The organism is Cupriavidus sp. SK-4, from assembly GCF_000611125.1.
Classification (GTDB): Bacteria; Pseudomonadota; Gammaproteobacteria; order Burkholderiales; family Burkholderiaceae; genus Cupriavidus; species Cupriavidus necator.
In genome coordinates this window covers 51,813-68,581 of the sequence record NZ_JFJW01000076.1, presented here as the reverse complement: position 1 = coordinate 68,581, position 16,769 = coordinate 51,813, and the positions used below count along the sequence as shown (strand labels likewise).

At 68.7% G+C, this 16,769-nt stretch carries 20 protein-coding genes and 1 riboswitch; of the genes, 4 read left to right on the top strand and 16 right to left on the bottom strand.

Going from position 1 to position 16,769, the window contains the following annotated elements:
* Positions 1–14 precede the first annotated feature (14 nt).
* Positions 15–452 (top strand): universal stress protein, encoded by a 438-nt coding sequence (locus CF68_RS16470; protein WP_035820603.1) that lies wholly within the window; start codon positions 15–17, stop codon positions 450–452.
* Here CF68_RS16470 and CF68_RS16465 read toward each other — a convergent pair.
* From CF68_RS16465 to CF68_RS16450, 4 genes are all read right to left on the bottom strand, one after another.
* A complete protein-coding gene (locus CF68_RS16465; RefSeq protein WP_035820602.1) occupies positions 449–1,684 on the bottom strand; it encodes a multifunctional CCA addition/repair protein in 1,236 nt (411 codons plus the stop codon). The genes CF68_RS16470 and CF68_RS16465 overlap by 4 nt on opposite strands.
* Positions 1,685–1,740: 56 nt before the next feature.
* Positions 1,741–2,439 carry a glutathione S-transferase family protein gene (locus CF68_RS16460; protein WP_035820601.1) on the bottom strand — a complete coding sequence of 233 codons (699 nt, stop codon included), beginning with the start codon at positions 2,437–2,439 and terminating at the stop codon, positions 1,741–1,743.
* A 186-nt stretch (positions 2,440–2,625) separates the two neighbouring features.
* The gene (locus CF68_RS16455) at positions 2,626–3,648 is read right to left on the bottom strand and encodes a complex I NDUFA9 subunit family protein (RefSeq protein WP_035820600.1); all 1,023 of its coding nucleotides are present in this window, start codon (positions 3,646–3,648) and stop codon (positions 2,626–2,628) included.
* A gap of 107 nt (positions 3,649–3,755) precedes the next feature.
* Complete coding sequence (locus tag CF68_RS16450) at positions 3,756–5,708, bottom strand: lytic transglycosylase domain-containing protein (protein ID WP_035820598.1); 1,953 nt, start codon at positions 5,706–5,708, stop codon at positions 3,756–3,758.
* A 105-nt stretch (positions 5,709–5,813) separates the two neighbouring features.
* On the opposite strand from CF68_RS16450, the gene CF68_RS16445 reads away from it, so the two are divergent.
* Positions 5,814–6,398 (top strand): 5-formyltetrahydrofolate cyclo-ligase, encoded by a 585-nt coding sequence (locus tag CF68_RS16445; protein WP_035820595.1) that lies wholly within the window; start codon positions 5,814–5,816, stop codon positions 6,396–6,398.
* On the opposite strand, the gene CF68_RS16440 is transcribed toward CF68_RS16445, so the two are convergent.
* The 5 genes from CF68_RS16440 to ahcY all read right to left on the bottom strand — a co-directional run bounded on the left by CF68_RS16440 (position 6,395) and on the right by ahcY (position 10,305).
* A complete protein-coding gene (locus tag CF68_RS16440) occupies positions 6,395–7,153 on the bottom strand; it encodes a Mut7-C RNAse domain-containing protein (protein WP_035820594.1) in 759 nt (252 codons plus the stop codon). The genes CF68_RS16445 and CF68_RS16440 overlap by 4 nt on opposite strands.
* A 51-nt stretch (positions 7,154–7,204) precedes the next feature.
* Positions 7,205–7,564, bottom strand: a complete 360-nt coding sequence (locus tag CF68_RS16435) for a TfoX/Sxy family protein (RefSeq protein ID WP_035820592.1) — start codon at positions 7,562–7,564, stop codon at positions 7,205–7,207.
* An 8-nt stretch (positions 7,565–7,572) separates the two neighbouring features.
* The gene (metF, locus tag CF68_RS16430) at positions 7,573–8,403 is read right to left on the bottom strand and encodes a methylenetetrahydrofolate reductase [NAD(P)H] (protein WP_035820589.1); all 831 of its coding nucleotides are present in this window, start codon (positions 8,401–8,403) and stop codon (positions 7,573–7,575) included.
* Between the two features lie 61 nt (positions 8,404–8,464).
* Positions 8,465–8,815, bottom strand: coding sequence for a phage holin family protein (locus CF68_RS16425; RefSeq protein WP_035820587.1), 351 nt, complete (start codon positions 8,813–8,815; stop codon positions 8,465–8,467).
* 71 nt (positions 8,816–8,886) lie between these two features.
* On the bottom strand, positions 8,887–10,305 hold the full coding sequence (gene ahcY, locus CF68_RS16420) for an adenosylhomocysteinase (protein ID WP_010813332.1): 1,419 nt from the start codon (positions 10,303–10,305) through the stop codon (positions 8,887–8,889).
* A 123-nt stretch (positions 10,306–10,428) separates the two neighbouring features.
* Positions 10,429–10,544: riboswitch (S-adenosyl-L-homocysteine riboswitch) on the bottom strand.
* A gap of 58 nt (positions 10,545–10,602) precedes the next feature.
* On the opposite strand from ahcY, the gene thiD reads away from it, so the two are divergent.
* Both thiD and CF68_RS16410 read left to right on the top strand, forming a co-directional pair.
* The gene (gene thiD, locus CF68_RS16415) at positions 10,603–11,430 is read left to right on the top strand and encodes a bifunctional hydroxymethylpyrimidine kinase/phosphomethylpyrimidine kinase (RefSeq protein WP_051591552.1); all 828 of its coding nucleotides are present in this window, start codon (positions 10,603–10,605) and stop codon (positions 11,428–11,430) included.
* Positions 11,431–11,435: 5 nt separating this feature from the next.
* Positions 11,436–11,870 (top strand): PGDYG domain-containing protein, encoded by a 435-nt coding sequence (locus CF68_RS16410; RefSeq protein ID WP_010813330.1) that lies wholly within the window; start codon positions 11,436–11,438, stop codon positions 11,868–11,870.
* 21 nt (positions 11,871–11,891) lie between these two features.
* Here the strand turns inward: CF68_RS16410 and CF68_RS16405 are convergent, their stop codons facing one another.
* The 7 genes from CF68_RS16405 to CF68_RS16375 form a co-directional block, all read right to left on the bottom strand.
* On the bottom strand, positions 11,892–12,344 hold the full coding sequence (locus CF68_RS16405; protein ID WP_035820583.1) for a PaaI family thioesterase: 453 nt from the start codon (positions 12,342–12,344) through the stop codon (positions 11,892–11,894).
* A gap of 103 nt (positions 12,345–12,447) precedes the next feature.
* The gene (locus CF68_RS16400) at positions 12,448–12,711 is read right to left on the bottom strand and encodes a TraY domain-containing protein (RefSeq protein ID WP_235205788.1); all 264 of its coding nucleotides are present in this window, start codon (positions 12,709–12,711) and stop codon (positions 12,448–12,450) included.
* A 35-nt stretch (positions 12,712–12,746) separates the two neighbouring features.
* Complete coding sequence (locus tag CF68_RS16395) at positions 12,747–13,262, bottom strand: GNAT family N-acetyltransferase (protein WP_035820581.1); 516 nt, start codon at positions 13,260–13,262, stop codon at positions 12,747–12,749.
* Between the two features lie 13 nt (positions 13,263–13,275).
* Positions 13,276–14,412, bottom strand: coding sequence for a thiamine phosphate synthase (locus CF68_RS16390; RefSeq protein ID WP_035820579.1), 1,137 nt, complete (start codon positions 14,410–14,412; stop codon positions 13,276–13,278).
* On the bottom strand, positions 14,409–15,245 hold the full coding sequence (locus CF68_RS16385; RefSeq protein WP_010813326.1) for a thiazole synthase: 837 nt from the start codon (positions 15,243–15,245) through the stop codon (positions 14,409–14,411). The genes CF68_RS16390 and CF68_RS16385 overlap by 4 nt, the downstream gene beginning before the upstream one ends.
* Before the next feature lie 3 nt (positions 15,246–15,248).
* Complete coding sequence (gene thiS, locus CF68_RS16380) at positions 15,249–15,446, bottom strand: sulfur carrier protein ThiS (protein ID WP_035820661.1); 198 nt, start codon at positions 15,444–15,446, stop codon at positions 15,249–15,251.
* Positions 15,447–15,458: 12 nt separating this feature from the next.
* Positions 15,459–16,652, bottom strand: a complete 1,194-nt coding sequence (locus tag CF68_RS16375) for an FAD-dependent oxidoreductase (protein ID WP_035820577.1) — start codon at positions 16,650–16,652, stop codon at positions 15,459–15,461.
* Positions 16,653–16,769 lie beyond the last annotated feature (117 nt).

Genomic DNA, 16,769 nt, shown 5'->3' with positions numbered 1-16,769 from the left:
ACAAGGAGACCAAAATGTTCAAGCATCTGCTCGTGGCGGTCGACGGCTCGGACCTGTCCGATACGGCCTACCGCAAAGCCATCGCGCTGGCCAGCTCGATACAGGCCCGCCTTACCGCGATCCAGGTCGTTGCGCACTATGACGTGATGCGCCTGCAGACCGCCATGCTCCAGGAAACCCGGCAACGCTTCATGCAGGAAGCCTACCGGCAGGCCGAGGCCTACCTGGCGACGATCGCGCAAGAGGCCGCCGCGGCCGGCGTGCCCTGCGAAACCGCCTGCCCCACCGGCGACCACATCTTCCAGGCCATCGTCGATGAGGCCGAGGCGAGGAAGTGCGACCTGATCGTGATGGCCTCGCACGGGCGGCGCGGAGTGCAGGCATTGGTGATCGGCAGCGAAACGCACAAGGTGCTGACGCATACCAAGATTCCAGTGCTGGTCTATCGCTAGCTGTCTATCCGCTGCGCCACCGCCGCCACGCGCGCCGCATGAACGCGGTCGCGGATCTGGCTGGCATCGTCGCCGCATGCGCGCGCGACGGCGCCGGCGTCGACGGCTGCCGCTGCGTCCAGCGCAGCCAGCAAGCGCGCCGCCTGGGGATACGCGCTCGCCTCAAAGCCCTTGCGTCCGCGCATGTCGGCCTCGCAGGCCTGCAGTGCTTCGGCAAAGCGGGCCGGCTTGCGCAGCGCATCGCAGCGTTCAAGCAGGCGCACCACGGCTGCCGCGCTGAATTCCAGCGAGCGGTGGATATTGCCGTGCTCGCGCGCCACCACCACCGCCAGGTCGCGGCAGTCGTTGGGAACGCGCAGCCGCGCGCAGACAGCTTCCAGCAGCTTGACGCTGCGCATCTCGTGGCCGGTATGTCGCGGCAGCACATCTTCGGGCGTGGTGCCCTTGCCCAGGTCATGCACCAGCGCGGCAAAGCGCACCGGCAGCGGCGCGCCCAGCGCCGCGGCGCAGTCGATCACCATCATCACGTGCACGCCGGTATCCACCTCGGGGTGGTAGTCGGCGCGCTGCGGCACGCCCCACAGCCGCTCCAGCTCGGGCAGCAGCCGCGCCAGCGCGCCGCATTCGCGCAGCACCTCGAACATGCGCGACGGGCGCGCCTCCATCAGCCCGCGCGCCAGTTCCTGCCACACGCGCTCCGGGACCAGGGCATCGACTTCGCCCGCGGCCACCATCTCGCGCATCAGGCGCATGGTCTCGGCGGCAACGGTGAAGTCCTGGAAGCGCGCGGCAAAGCGCGCCAGCCGCAGGATGCGCACCGGGTCTTCGGCAAAGGCGTCGGAAACATGGCGGAACAGGCGCGCGGCCAGGTCGCGCTGGCCGCCGTGCGGATCGATCACGGGACCGGCCAGGTTGCCGTCGGCATCGACGGCGCGCGCCATCGCGTTGATGGTCAGGTCGCGCCGGACCAGGTCGTCCTCAAGCGTGACATCGGGCTCGCAGTAGAAGGCAAAGCCCTTGTAGCCCATCGCGGTCTTGCGCTCGGTGCGGGCCAGCGCGTACTCCTCCTGGGTGCGCGGATGCAGGAAGACCGGGAAATCCTTGCCCACCGGGCGAAAGCCCGCGGCCTCCATCTGCGCCGGGGTCGCGCCAACGACCACGTAGTCGCGGTCCTGGCTGGGCTTGCCCAGCAGTTCGTCGCGGATCGCGCCGCCGACGGCATACACCTGCATCGTTCTGGCCTCGTCATGGGCTGGTGCCGGGCTGGCGCCCGGCACCAGCGGTATTGCTAGTGGTTGATGATTATCGCATCGGGACGATCAGGGGCCAGCCGGTAGGGTTCGTCGTCGGCCAGGAAGTCGCGTTCCTCGCGTGCGCCGGCAATCCATTGCTGCATCGCGGGCAGCGCCAGCATGAAGTCGGCATAGGCCTTGGCGTCCTCGGCTTCATCGGGCAGATGGATGCCGTAGGTGGCAAAGCGGCTCACCACCGGCGCAAAGAACGCGTCGGCCACGGTGAACTCGCCGAACAGGAACGGCCCGCTCGCGCCGTGCTGCTTGCGCAGCCCTTCCCAGATCGCGGCGATGCGCTCCACGTCGCGCTGCACGGCCACGTTCCAGCCGCGCCCGGGCAGCACCGCGGTCACGTTCATCGGCAACTGGCTGCGCAGGTTGCCGAAGCCCGAATGCATCTCGGCGCAGACGGCGCGCGCCACCGCGCGCTGGGCGCGGTCGGCCGGCCACAGGTGCTTTTCCGGGAAGCGCTCGGCCAGGTATTCGGAGATCGCCAGCGAATCCCACACCGTGACCTCGCCATCGACCAGCGCCGGCACCTTGCCCGCGGGCGAGTAGCGCGCGATCTCGGCGGCGAAGCTGCCGGTGAACAGGCGCACCTGCACTTCTTCGAAATCAATGCCGGCCTGGCGCAGCAGCAGCCACGGGCGCAGCGACCAGGAGGAATAGTTCTTGTTGCCGATGACGAGCTTCATCGTGGGTCCTTGGGGGAGGAAACGGAGGGAGACGGCGCAGGCGCGGCGCCCGCGGGCCTGCAGGACGGCATGGCGGCCGCGCGCCGGACTGGTCATTCTGCCAGCGCGGCCGCCCGCGTCAAAGTGAATTGCGCTAGCAACCGATATGAAATCCGGTCACATAGGGCGCACCGGGCCGCCGGCGCGTCAGCGGTGCACGCTGGCCCGCATATGCGTCATCGCGGTATCGCGGTTGCGCCCGGCCAGCGCGTCGGTCATGACCGACTCCAGGCTGGCCGGATGCAGGTTCAGTTCGGGTGCCACCGGGTGTTCCAGCACATTGTCGAGCTGCATCGAGTCGAGGTTGTCGCGCGACAGCAGCGGTTCGCCCGGCATATGCTCCATGATGCTGGCCTGCACCCGTGCCAGCGCATCGGGCAGCGCGATCACCGGGCGCGGATGCCCGGACGCGCGGCCGGCAAAGCGCACCAGCTCTTCCAGCGTATAGACCTGCGGGCCGCCCAGCTCATAGCCGTGGCCGATGGTGGCCGGGTTCACCATCGCGTTCAGGTAGGCCTGCACCACATCCTGCACGAATACCGGCTGGAAGCGCGCATGCGCACACGCCAGCGGCACCACCGGGGCCATCTGCTGCATGTGGGCGAACAGGTTCAGGAAATGGTCGTCGGGACCGAACACCACCGAGGGCCGGAAGATGGTCCAGTCCAGCCCGCTGGCGCGCACCACGCGCTCGCCGTCGCCCTTGCTGCGCAGGTACATCGACGGCCCGTTGCTGTCGGCGCCCAGCGCGCTCATATGCAACAGCCGGCGCACGCCGGTGGACAGGCAGGACGCCGCGATCTGCCGCACCATCTCCACATGCGCACTGGCAAAGGCTTCGCCGTAGGGGTCGGCGCGCTCTCCGTGCAGCACGCCCACCAGGTTGACGACGATGCCATCCACGCCCAGCGAGCCGATGGCGTCGTCCAGCGCGGCATTGTCGGCCAGGCCCAGCTCCACCACTTCCACGCGCGGCAGCAGCAGCAGGTGCTGCGCGTGCTCAATATTGCGCGTGCCGACCACGATGCGGTCGGGGGCGATGGGGGAATCGGGGTTGGCGCCAGGCTCAAGCGGCGCGCCCGAGGCCGAGGCAGCCCCGGCCAGGCGCGAGACGAGGTGGCTGCCGATAAAGCCGGCACCACCGATGACGAGGACGTTGCTGGTCTGCATGATGCCTCCGTGCCAAGAAAACTGCACGCCGCGGCACCCTGCGCCAGCCCGGGCCCGCCGGATCGTCCCGGCAGGGCCCGTCCTGCCCGCCCCCCGCAGGGGCAACTTCAGGGCAGGCTGGTGGTAGTCACCGCCGACGGCGCGACCATGCCCAGGCGCGATTTCAGCGACTGCGGCCGGCCACTCATCAATGCAGCATAGTACGTGGCGTTGGAAAGCACATTCTTCACATAGCCGCGCGTTTCATTGAACGGAATGGTCTCTGCAAAGATCGCGCCTTCCACCGGCCGCGCCAGCGTGCTGCGCCAGGCCTTGGGCCGGCCCGGGCCGGCGTTATACGCAGCCGACGCCAGCGTCCACGAGCTGTCCAGGTCGGTCAGCACCATGTTCAGGTAATTGGTGCCAAGCAGGATGTTGATATTGGGATCGCCCATCATCGACGGCGAAAAGTCGTTCATGCCGATCTTGCGCGCGACGTACTTGGCCGTGGCCGGCATCACCTGCATCAGGCCATGTGCGCCCGCCGACGAGCGCGCATTCATGATGAAGCGCGATTCCTGGCGGATCAGGCCGTAGACCCATGCCATGTCCAGGCCGACATCGTCGGTGGCGCGCTGCATGATGTCGCGGTACGGCATCAGGAAACGCAGCGTGAAGTCATGCTCGTTGCGGGTGCGGTCGGCGGAGTTGACGGTGCGGTCCAGCAGCTCCAGGCGGCGCGCATACTCGGCCGCGGCCAGCAGCTCGCGGTCGCTCATATTACGCAGCTCCCAGTTCCACTCGCGGTTGCCTTCGAAGCGCAGGTTCATGGCGTAGAACTTCTGCGCCCGCTGAAAACCGGGGCGCGAGCGCATGGCCATGGCCTCGGCGTCGCTGACGGTGGTGCGCGCCGGCAGCGTGATGCGGTTGCCCAGCTCTTCGCTGGCCAGCTGGCCGTAGAAGTTGAACTGGCCGGCGATCTGCTGGAAATTCTGCTGGGCCTCGGTGTCGCGGCCGTCGGCCTTGAGCGCGCGGCCATACCAGTAGATCCAGGCCGGGTCCTTGGCGCGCAGTTCGGGGCGCATCAGCTCCACCGCCTGGCGCACCTGCTTCCAGTCGCCCTGGCGCAGCGCGGCGCGCACGCGCCATTCCTGCGTGTCGTCGGAGAGCCACTGGTTGCCGCCCAGGTCCATCTGGCGGCGATAGTAGCCGGCCGCATCGGGCAGCAGCTTCTTGGCCGCGAACTGGCCGATCACGCCCCAGGCCGCGCCCTGCTCGTCGCGCGACAGCGTACCCTGGGCCGTGCCGAGGTAGGCCACCGCCTGCAACGGGTCGGTGCGTGCCATCTTGACGACAGTGGCGAGCGTATCGCCATCCGCGCGTGCGTCAGGCACCAGCGCGGCAATCTTGCCGGCCAGCGTGACATAGTTCTGCTCCAGCGCCAGACGCGCCTGGTAGGCGACATCGCTGCGCTGGATCTGCTGGCTTTGCGCCAGGTAGCCGATCAGGTCGACACAGCCTTCGCCGTAGTACCTGGGGTCGCTCAGCACATTGCGCGCATCGGCGGCCACGTTCTGCCCCTTGAGCGCGCGCGACAGCAGCGCATAGCATTCGACCTGGGTATCGTCCTTGAGCGCAAACTGCGGGTATTCGACATCGAAATTGGCCCAGTCGCGCTTCTTGCCCAGCACCAGCAGCCAGTCATTGCGCATGCGGTCGGCAATGGCCTCGCCCTTGTAGCGCTGCAGGAACACGCGCACCTGGTCGTCGGGCGCATCAATGCGCGCCAGGCCGCTGGCGTCGAACAGCTGCGGCTTGATGCGGAAGTACTCGACATAGGACGGGACCGGGTAGTCCACCAGCGTGGCCGAGATCGCGTAGGCACGCTCCACGTCGTTCTTGCGCGCGGCTTCGCGCAGCGCGGTGAAGGCCTCGTCGGGATCGCTCGGGATCACCGCCGCCTGCGGGCGCGACACCGCCTGCGGGCGCTTCTGCGCATGGACGGGCGTGACAAGCAGTGCACATGCCAGCGCGATCCAGGCGGCCCGGCCGGCACGCTGCAGATATACTCCCTTCAGCATTCTTTGCTTCCTTGTCGATGACGGCGGCGCCGGCGCCGGCAACCTTGTGCCCAGCCGCGGTTCCGCCGTCCGTGTTGGTTCGGACGAGGGGCATTATCCCACGCCATGTCATCCACTCCTGCCACGACCGCACCCAACCCCGCCGCCGAAGACCGTCGTGCACTGCGCACGCAGTTGCTGGCGCAGCGCGCCGCCCTGCCCGCGCGCGCCGAGGCCGACGCGCGCATCGCCGCCGCACTGTCCGGATTACTGGCCGGACTGGCCGTGCGCTGCCTGGGGTTCTACTGGCCGATCCAGCAGGAGTTCGATGCGCGCGACGCGGTCGGCCGCTGGCTCGCCGCCATGCCTGGCCGCAGCGCCGCGCTGCCGTCGGTCAGCCGCCCGGGCGCGCCGCTGGATTTCCACCTGTGGACACCGGATACGCCCATGGCCACCGGCCACTACGGCATCCCGGTGCCGGACGGCACCGAGGCCGTGACGCCCGATGCACTGCTCATACCCTGTGTCGGTTTCAGCCCGGACAAGTTCCGCCTGGGCTATGGCGGTGGCTTCTACGACCGCACGCTGGCGGCCATGGCGCAGCGGCCAGTGGCGATCGGCATTGGCTACGAAACCTGCCGGCTACCGTTGCAGGCGCAGCCGCATGACATCGCCATGGACTGGATCGTCACGGAATCCGGTCAGTTCTAGCCTGGCTCGGCCTCATCGCGCCGCACCAACTCGTCCACCAGCGCACGCATGCAGCGCCAGTGCGAGCCCTCCCAGAACACGCGCCGGCACTGGTCGCAGGTGACAAAAGTGCGATGGCGCTCCAGCACCCCTTGCGGCACGCGCCCCGCCGCGCCCGCCGCATCCAGCGCGCGCAGCGGCGCATTGCAGTCCAGACATAGCGAAAATGGCCGTGCGCTGCGCGCCAGGTCCAGCCGCGCAAAGATCTCCCGCACCTGCAGTTGCGACTTGATCGCGCGCACATAGCAGCCGTGGGTGATGCCGCGGCGCTTGAGCAGCTCGCGGTCGCGCGTCAGCACCACGCGGCCCTGGTCGACGGCGATGCGCTCGATCTCGCTGTCTTCGAAATGGTTGTCGTAGAGGGTGTCGAAGCCGGTCATGCGCAGCAGGTGCGCCAGGCCGCCCAGGTGCGCGTCGGCGACAAAGCGCATCACCCGCAGCGGCTGCTCGCGTACCCGCAGCAGCGGGGACACGTCGAGCCGTTCGAACTTGGGATAGACCGAGACCCGGTCGCCATCGCACAGCTGCCGCTCGAAGCCGGACGATTCGCCATTGACCAGGATCAGCTCGACTTCGGTATGCGGCACGCCCAGCGCCTCGATCATGTGCTTGACCGTGGCGGCGCGCGCGCAGGCGCAGGACAGGTCACGCCGGCGCTGGTCCGGCGCGAGGAAGTCGTTCAGTTCCTCGTAGAAGCGGAAGGTGGCGGTGACCATGGTGCCGAGTATGGCACTGTCGGCAGATCGGCGCGATAGCGGGACCTTGCCTCAGCCCGCATTCCCCAGCCGCAGCGCCGCCTCAACCGCCAGCTTCGCCCAGGGCGTCATCGCGCCGGGCGATTCCAGCGCCGCCGGCGGCAGGCTCAGGTAGTGGCGCATGGTGACCTCGCGCTTTGCCGACTGGTAGCGGAAGGGCTCGCTGCCCTCGGCCTCGAACTTGCCGCGCGTGGCGTCATCCGCCTTCAGGTAGCAGGTGCCGCCCGACACCAGCGCAAACATCAGCCCGTCATAGAACAGGCCATGGCCGCCGAACATGCGCCTGGCGCTGACAGGGCCGATGCGCGCCGCCAGCGGCCCCATCAGCTCGAGCAGATGTTCGATGAAGGGATCGGGGCGGCGCGTGACCATGGCGGGCTTTACAGCTTCAGGCGCTGCCAGATCGCCTTGGTGGCGCCGGCGGCATTGAGCGTGTAGAAGTGCAGGCCCGGCACGCCCGCGGCGAGCAGGCGCTCGCACAGCGCGGTGACCACGTCCAGGCCGAAGGCGCGGATCGATTCGCGGTCGTCGCCGAAGCTCTCCAGCCGCTTGGCCACCCAGCGCGGCACTTCGGCGCCGCACATCTCGGAGAAGCGCATCAGCTGCGAGTAGTTGGTGATCGGCATGATACCCGGCACGATCGGCACCTCAACGCCCTGCGCACGCACATCGTCGACAAAGCGGAAGTAGGCGTCGGCGTTGTAGAAGTACTGCGTGATGGCGGAGTCGGCGCCGGCCTTGACCTTGCGCACGAAGTTCTCGAGGTCGTGGCGCGGCGACTTGGCCTGCGGGTGGTACTCGGGATAGGCGGCGACTTCGATATTGAACCAGTCGCCGGTCTCGGCCCGGATGAACTCCACCAGCTCGTTGGCGTAGCGGAACTCGCCGATCTCGCCCATGCCCGAGGGCATGTCGCCGCGCAGCGCGACGATATGGCGGATGCCGCCCTCGCGGTACTGCTGCAGGATCGCGCGGATGCTCTCGCGCGACGAGCCCACGCACGACAGGTGCGGCGCGGCCTCGATGCCCTCGCGCTGGATTTCCAGCACCGCGTCCAGGGTGCCCTGCTGCGTGGTGCCGCCGGCGCCGAACGTCACCGAGATGTACTTGGGCTTGAGCGGGGCCAGCTGCGCACGCGTGTTGCGCAGTTTCTCCGTGCCCTCCGCCGTCTTGGGCGGGAAGAATTCAAAGCTGAAGTAGCGGTCTTGCATGATGGTGGCGCGCCGCGTTGGCGCGGCGCGCGGTATGGGATTCGTGTCAGTGCAGGCCGCGTCAGGCGGTGCGTTCGCCCAGGAGCAGGCTGGCCAGCAGCCACGAGATCACGCTGTACAGGATGGAGCCCAGCAGGGCCGCCCAGAAACCGCCGACGGTAAAGCCCGACAGCAGGTTGCCGACAAACAGGAACAGCAGCGCGTTGATGACGAAGATAAACAACCCCAGCGTCAGCAGCGTGACCGGCAGCGTCAGGATCACCAGGATCGGACGGATCAGCGTATTGACCAGGCCCAGCACCAGCGCCGCCAGCATCGCCGAGCCAAAGCTCTGGATGTGGATCGACGAGATGAGGTACGGCAACACGAACAGCGCAACAGCGTTGATGATCCAGACGACCAGTAGTCTCATGACGGCTCCTTGAATGTGGTTTCTCCCCCTCTCCCGCAAGCGGGAGGGGGAGCCCTGCCTTCCTGCGCGGATCAGTAGCGGTAGTGGTCGGCCTTGTACGGGCCTTCCTTCTTCACGCCGATATACGCGGCCTGCTGTTCGGTCAGTTCGGTCAGCTGCGCGTTCAGCTTGCGCAGCTGCAGGCGCGCCACCTTCTCGTCCAGGTGCTTGGGCAGCGTGTAGACGCCGACCGGATACTTGCCGCTGTCGCGTTCCTGCCAGAGTTCGATCTGGGCGATGGTCTGGTTGGCGAACGAGCTGCTCATCACGTACGACGGGTGGCCGGTGGCGCAGCCCAGGTTCACCAGGCGGCCCTTGGCCAGGATGATCAGCTTCTTGCCGTCGGGGAACTTGACGTGATCGACCTGCGGCTTGATCTCATCCCATTCGTACTTCTCGATCGAGGCGATGTCGATCTCGTTGTCGAAGTGGCCGATATTGCAGACGATGGCCTGGTCCTTCATCTTTGCCATGTGGTCATGGGTGATGACATGGTAGTTGCCGGTGCAGGTGACGAAGATATCGCCATGCTCCGCGGCGTAGTCCATGGTCACCACGCGGTAGCCTTCCATCGCGGCCTGCAGCGCGCAGATCGGGTCGATCTCGGTCACCCACACCTGCGCCGACAGCGCGCGCAGCGCCTGTGCGCTGCCCTTGCCCACGTCGCCGTAGCCGGCCACGATGGCAACCTTGCCGGCGATCATCACGTCGGTGGCGCGCTTGATGCCGTCCACCAGCGACTCACGGCAGCCGTACAGGTTGTCGAACTTGCTCTTGGTCACGGAGTCGTTGACGTTGATGGCCGGAAAACGGAGCTCACCCTTTTGAGCCATCTGGTACAAGCGGTGCACGCCGGTGGTGGTTTCCTCGGTCACGCCGCGGATGGCCTCCAGGTTGCGGCTGTACCAGCTCGGATCCTTGGCCAGCTTTTCCTTGATGGCGGCGAACAGGTAGGTCTCTTCCTCGCTGCCCGGCTTGGCGATGAGCGACGCGTCCTTCTCGGCGCGCGCACCCAGGTGCAGCAGCAGCGTGGCGTCGCCGCCGTCGTCCAGGATCATGTTGGGGGTGCCGCCGTCCGACCAGTCGAAGATGCGGTGCGTGAAGTCCCAGTATTCCTTCAGCGATTCGCCCTTGAAGGCGAACACGGGCGTGCCGCCGGCGGCGATCGCGGCGGCGGCGTGGTCCTGGGTCGAGTAGATGTTGCACGAGGCCCAGCGCACGTCGGCGCCCAGTGCCTTGAGCGTCTCGATCAGCACGGCGGTCTGGATGGTCATGTGCAGCGAGCCGGCGATGCGTGCGCCCTTGAGCGGCTGCGCGGCGGCGAATTCGTCGCGGATTGCCATCAGGCCGGGCATTTCGGTCTCGGCAATGGCGATTTCCTTGCGGCCCCAGCCGGCCAGGTTGATGTCGGCGACTAGGTAGTCTTGCTTCAGGTCGGTCACAGCGTTCATGTTTCACTCCCGGTGAAGAGTGGCACGCAGGTGACGAGTACGAGGGAATCTGGCAGCTGTGGCATGGCGCAAGGGCACATGCGAAGCACGCGGATAGGTCGACTCGCCTCCGTGCGGACCACGGATCAGCGAGCGCCGTTGAAGACAGTCCGAGCCTGGCGGATGGCATGGGGCGGCTGTGCCGCCGGCCGCGCGATGTGCTTCGCAGGCCTCCATCCGTTGCAACGCTCCTCGGAGTGGCGGTATTGTAGCGTGCCCGGGCGCCTTGCGCACCGGCTCCCTCCGATTCCTGCACAGATGATCCCAACGCCACCCCGTACCCTGACCATCGCCGGTTCCGACTCCGGCGGCGGCGCCGGCATCCAGGCCGACCTGAAGACCTTTTCCGCGCTGGGCTGCTTCGGCATGAGCGCCATCACCGCGATCACCGCGCAGAACACGCTGGGCGTGACCGGCGTGCATGCCATTCCCGCCGCCATGGTGGCCGCGCAGATCGATGCCGTGGCCAGCGATATCGGCGTGGACGCAGCCAAGACCGGCATGCTGGGCACCGCCGCCATCGTCGAGGCCGTGGCCGCGGCGGCGGACCGGCACGGCATCCGCAGGCTGGTGGTGGACCCGGTGATGATCTCGACCTCGGGCGCGACGCTGTCCGATGACGCCACCACGCAGGCCATGGTGCGGCTGCTGTTCCCGCGCGCGCTGCTGGTCACACCCAACCTGCCCGAAGCCTCGTACCTGCTGGGCCGCAAGATCACGCGCCGCGCCGAGATGGAACAGGCCGCCGCCGACCTGATCGCGATGGGCTGCCCCGCGGTGCTGCTCAAGGGCGGCCACCTCGAAGACGGTACCACCGCCGGCGGCCTGGACGACCTGCTGATGCTGGCCGACGGCAGCGTGCGCGTGTTCACGCATCCGCGTGTCGATACCCGCAACCTGCACGGCACCGGCTGCACGCTGGCCGCCGCGATTGCCGCGCAGCTGGCGCGCGGCGATGCGCTGGAGGCGGCGGTGGGCACGGCGCTGGACTATGTGGCGCAGGCCATCGCGGCGGGCGCGGGGCTGCGGCTGGGCGCCGGCAACGGGCCGCTGAACCATTTGTTCGCGCCGCGCGCGCTGGGCTGACAGACATGACGATGCTGGCCGATATCGACCTGCGCAGCGACCCGGCTGCCGCGTTCTACCTCAAGCATGAAGTCGTCGACGTGGTGTTCGCCACCGGGCCCGGCGAGCTGATCAGCCGCGAGGGACCCAACCGCTACCAGCCTGGCGATGCGCTGATCACCAGCCGCGGCGGCGACCGCTGGTGCGTCTCGCGCGACCGCTTCGACCCCAAGTACGAGGCCGTGCCGCCGCTCGCGCACGGCCAGGACGGCGCCTACCGCAACAAGCCGATCCCGGTACTGGCGCGCGAGATGCACGAGGCCTTCAGCATCGCGCGCAGCGCCGGCGGCGACGTGCTGCACGGCAAGCCGGGCGACTGGCTGATGCAATACGCGCCCGGCGACTATGGCATCACCGAGCGCGCACGCTTCGAACAGGTGTACCGGCCGCTGCAGGACTGAGCGGCCAGGCCGACGCCGGGGTCAGTTGCCGCCGGCGGACAGCGGCACCAGCTTGAATGCGGCCCGCGCCACGCACACCACGGTGCCGGCAGCATCCTTGACCTCGCCCTCGCAGAATGCAATGCGCGCACCGCGGCGCAGGCAGCGCGCCTCCAGCGTCAGCTCGCCGCGCGCTGCTGCCAGGAAATGCGTGGACATGTCGATGGTGATCACGCCGGTTTCCAGCGGCGCATGCGAGCGCGCCGCACCGCTCAGCGTGAAGTCCAGCGTCGCCATCAGCGTGCCGCCATGCACATCGCCGCGGCTGTTGACCAGCGACGGGTGCGCCGGCAGCCGCGTGCGGCATAGGCCCTCCTCAATCTGAACCGGCTGCAGGCCGAAATAGCGCATCAGCGGCACGTCGATGCCGAAGTAGGGCTTTTCGGGCGTGCCGGGGGCGACGGGGGTGATTTCGGGGGCGGGCTGGGAGGACATGGTAGGGATGGCGGGGGATGGTTGGCGGGGAATGCTGCCCGCCATCATAGCGGCGGGCTGCCGCTCGGTTTTGGCGGCTGGGCGAATGTCGCACAAATCTTGGTCAGCAGCGCGCCTTCTGGGGCTTCGCGCAGCCAGGCTCTTCCAGCGCCACTTCCAAAACATCGAGCGACACCGTTACTTCTTCGCCAGTGTGTAGTCGACGGACGACCATGTCCGCCAAATGCCGGTCTTCGAGATCATCCAAGTGACGGATGATGGCCTGGCGAGCGTAGAAAGTTTCACTCCGGCCAGTACGCCTGGCGAGCGCTTTCAGTCGCTGCTCGATCTGTTTCGGGAGCCGCAGGACGATCAAGGTGGCCTCCATTGAGGCTCACTAGTATGTCACCGCAGAGTCACTGCTCAAAGCACTTGCCGCATCGCCACGCGCTTCCGTAAGCCTGCCGCCCGCTGCGCCGCGAGCGCATCCGCCAGCAGCGGACAAAGCTCGTCTTCGCGCAACTGCCTGAACCCAAGCGACGCATAGAACGGCGCATTCCACGGCAAATGCGCAAACGTGGTCAGGTTCAGCGACCGCAATCCGTCCGCCCGCGCCCAGCCCTGCACCGCCTCAACCAGCGAGCGCCCGATACCGCGACGCCCATGGTCCGGGTGGACATCCATTTCATCGAGGTAACCGCATTCGCCTTTGCGGCTGGCCAGCGCAAAGCCGGCCAGTTCGCCGCCGCGCTCCGCCACCCAAAGGCGCCGCTCGCGCTGCGCGGCGGCAAGTGCCGATTCAGGCGTACTGATCAGACGCAGTAGCGCGGGCAGGTCGGCGTCAGGAAACAGCGCCGCCGCTGCCAGCTCGATCTCGGGCAGGCTCGCCAGGTCGTCCGCCACCGCAAGGCGGACGCAGTGCGCGGCGGTCGGCGCCATGGCGAGGCTGTGCTCAGGTGGCCGGGAACAGGCTGACCAGGTGGGCCACCGCGGCCGGCACGTCATCAGCCTCGGTCACCGCGCGCACCACGGCGGCACTGCCGACGCCCACCGCCAGCACCTCGCGCATATTGGCCGCATTGACGCCACCGATGCCCACCAGCGACGGGATCACCGGCTGCATCAGCTTCACATAGGCGCGGAAGCGGCCCATGCCCTGCGGCTGGGTCGGCATCACCTTGGTGGTGGTCGGGAAGATCGCGCCCAGCGCCAGGTAGCTGGGGCGGATCGCGGCCACGCGCAGCATCTCGGCATAGCCATGGGTGGAGACACCCAGGCGCAGACCCGAAGCACGGATCGCATCGAGGTCGGCGTCATCCAGGTCTTCCTGGCCGAGGTGGATGCCGTAGATGCCGCTGTGCTCGCCACCGTTGGCCGCGCGGTAGTCGATCGCTGCCTGCCAGTGGTCGTTGACGAACAGGCGCGAAGACGAGCCCTGCATGGCCTTCGCCGCGCGTGCGATCTCGGCGCGCACCGCGGCCGGGTCGTCGGACTTGAAGCGCAGCTGCACCGTCGGCACGTTCAGCGGCGCCAGGCGCTCGATCCATTCGGCGCTTGGCACCACCACGTACAGGCCCAGCGCGGGGCACGGCGCGAACGGCGCCGCGGCCTGCTCTGGCGCCGCCAGGGCGGCGTGCCGCACGTGCGGGAAGCGGGCAAAGTCAGACGGCCAGTCGGCCGAGCCCGGCTCCCAGGCTCGCGCCAGGCACAGCGCGTCGTGCGCGGGGAAATGCAGCGACAGGCTGGCCAGCAGCACCGCGACGAAGGCGGGCGAATGCGGCTGGTCGGTGTCGGCGGCAACGGAGAAGACCCATGTGCCCATCGGCGAGCGCACCGTGTCGATCCACTGGCCGCCCTCGCGGTCGGTCTCGATCAGCGTGGCGCCCGCAGCGGCGACGCGCGCGATCGTGCCTGCGTCAGCTTCGCCGTCGAACAGCAGCACGTCATGGGCGCCGGGTTGCGCCGGCGCGTCGGCCAGGCGCCAGGCCTGCCACGGCTTGTCATCGACGCCGAAGGTCTCGCCATAGTGTTCCAGCACCGCCTGGCGCAGCGGGCCGTCGCTGGCGGCATGCACGGCGCGGCGGGTCATGCGCGCTGCTCCGTGCTGTCGGCGTGCCAGAACGGCATGCCGACGACAGGGGTACTGGCCTGCGCCACCTCGCGCTCGGGCATCGGCCCGGCCAGGTAGGCGGTGCGGCCGGCCTCTACGGCCTGCGCAAAGGCGCGCGCCATATTGACCGGGTAAGCGGCCTGCGCCACCGCGGTATTGAGCAGCACGCCGTCGTAGCCCCACTCCAGCACCTGCGCCGCGTGCGACGGCAGGCCCAGGCCGGCATCGACGATCAGCGGCGTATCGGGCAGGCGCTCGCGCAGCACGCGCATCGCGTGCGGGTTGACCGCGCCGCGGCCGGTGCCGATCGGGGCGGCCCATGGCATCAGCGCCTGGCAGCCCACGTCGAGCAGGCGGCGGCACAGCACCAGGTCTTCGGTGCAGTATGGCAGCACCTTGAAGCCTTCCTTGATCAGGGTCTCGGCCACGGCCGGCAGGTTCAGCGTATCGGGCTGCAGCGTGTAGTCGTCGCCGATCAGCTCCAGCTTGATCCAGGGCGTCTCGAAGACCTCGCGCGCCATCATCGCGGTAGTGATCACTTCCTGCGCGGTGAAGCAGCCGGCGGTATTGGGCAGCACCGGCACGTCCAGCGCCTTGAGCATCTGCCAGAAGGCCTGGCCGCCTTCGCCGGCGCCCACCGCACCCTGGCGGCGCAGCGCAACGGTGATCATGGCGGGCCTGGAGGCCTGCACGGCCGCCTCCAGCGTGGCCGGCGACGGGTAGCGCGCGGTGCCCAGCAGCAGGCGCGAGCCGAACGACTCGCCATACAGCACGAACGGGTCGCGCAAGGTTTCGGAGGGTTCGAATGTCATGGGTCAGCCTCCCGTCACGGGTTGCACGAGGTCGATGCGGTCGCCTGCCGCAAGAATGGTGTTGGCGTGGGCGCCGCGCGGCACGAACTGGCCGTTGACCGCCGCGGCAAAGGGGGGCGCGATCTGCGCCGCGTTCACCGCGTCCGCCAGCGTGGCGGAATCGGCAAGGGCGAGCGGTCGGCCGTTGAGCAGGATATCCATGTCAGTCATGCGTTAGTGCAGCAGCCCGCCGGGTGCGGCCATGGTGGTGGCGGCGGGCGCTTCGGTCACGGCCTCGATCATGCCAGGCCAGCGCAGCGCGGCCGGCACCGCATGGGCGGCGGGATCGCCCTTGAGCAGCGCGCCCACCACCGCGCACGCGGCCTCGGTCACCGCCGGCGCAATCAGAAAGCCATGCCGGTACAAGCCGTTGACGCGCACCACGCGCGCGCGCTGGTCCACGCGGATCGCCGGCAGGTGGTCGGGCCGCGTCGGGCGCCGCTGCACGTTCAGCTCCAGCACGCGCGCTTCGCCGAAGGCGGGATGCAGCGAATGCGCCGCCGACAGCAGCTCCAGCGCGGAACGCACGCTCATGGGCGAATCATCCTCGCTTTCCAGCTCGGTGGCACCGATCACGTACAGGTCGTTGGGCTTGGGCGCGATATAGATCGGGTAGCGCGGATGCAGCAGCCGTACCGGCCGGTGCAGCCTGACGTCGGGCGCGTGCACGCGCACCACTTCGCCGCGCAGGCCGCGCAGCCCCGGCTGGGTGCCACCGGGTTGCGCCGGCCAGGACGCGCGTGCGCCCAGGCCGCGGCAATCCAGCACCACGTCGGCGCGGATGCCGAGTTTGGGCAGCGATTCGGCATCGACCTCGCCAGCCTCCCAGACGCAATGCACGCCTTCGCTGACCGCGCACGACAACAGCGCGCGCAGCGCGCCACGGTTGTCGAGCTGGCCTTCGCCCGCGAGCAGCAGGCCCTGCGGGAAGCGGCCCGCCAGCGCGGGCTCGACTTCGGCCACGCCCTTGCCGTCCAGCGCGCGCAGCCGCTGCGACACCAGTTCGGGCGGCGCCACCGCGCGCACGCGGCTGGTGAACAGCGACATCTCGGCGCGGTCGCGCGCATGCCAGACCACCAGCGTGCCGTCCTCCTGGAAGAAGACCGGCTCAGGCAATTCGGCCAGCCACGCGCGCCACAGGTCGACGCTGGCGATGCCCAGGTCGACGATGCGGCGCTCGGCAATGGCCGATTCCGCCAGCGGCGCCAGCATGGCCGCGGCCACATAGGCGGCCGAGCCCGCGCCGTCCGGCCCGGCCCGCTCCACCAGCGCCACGCGGGCGCGGCTGCGTACCAGTTGCCAGGCGGCCAGGCGGCCGGCAAGACCGGCCCCGAGGATGGCGACGTCAAACGACTGCACTGCTGTCATGAGGGGTGTTGTGCCGGACGGGGCGTGCGGCCGCGCCGGCCTCCTTGTTGTCGGTGCCGCCGCGCGAGGCGCTGCGCGGCGGCGAAACACGAGCGGGCATGGATGCGACGCCATGCC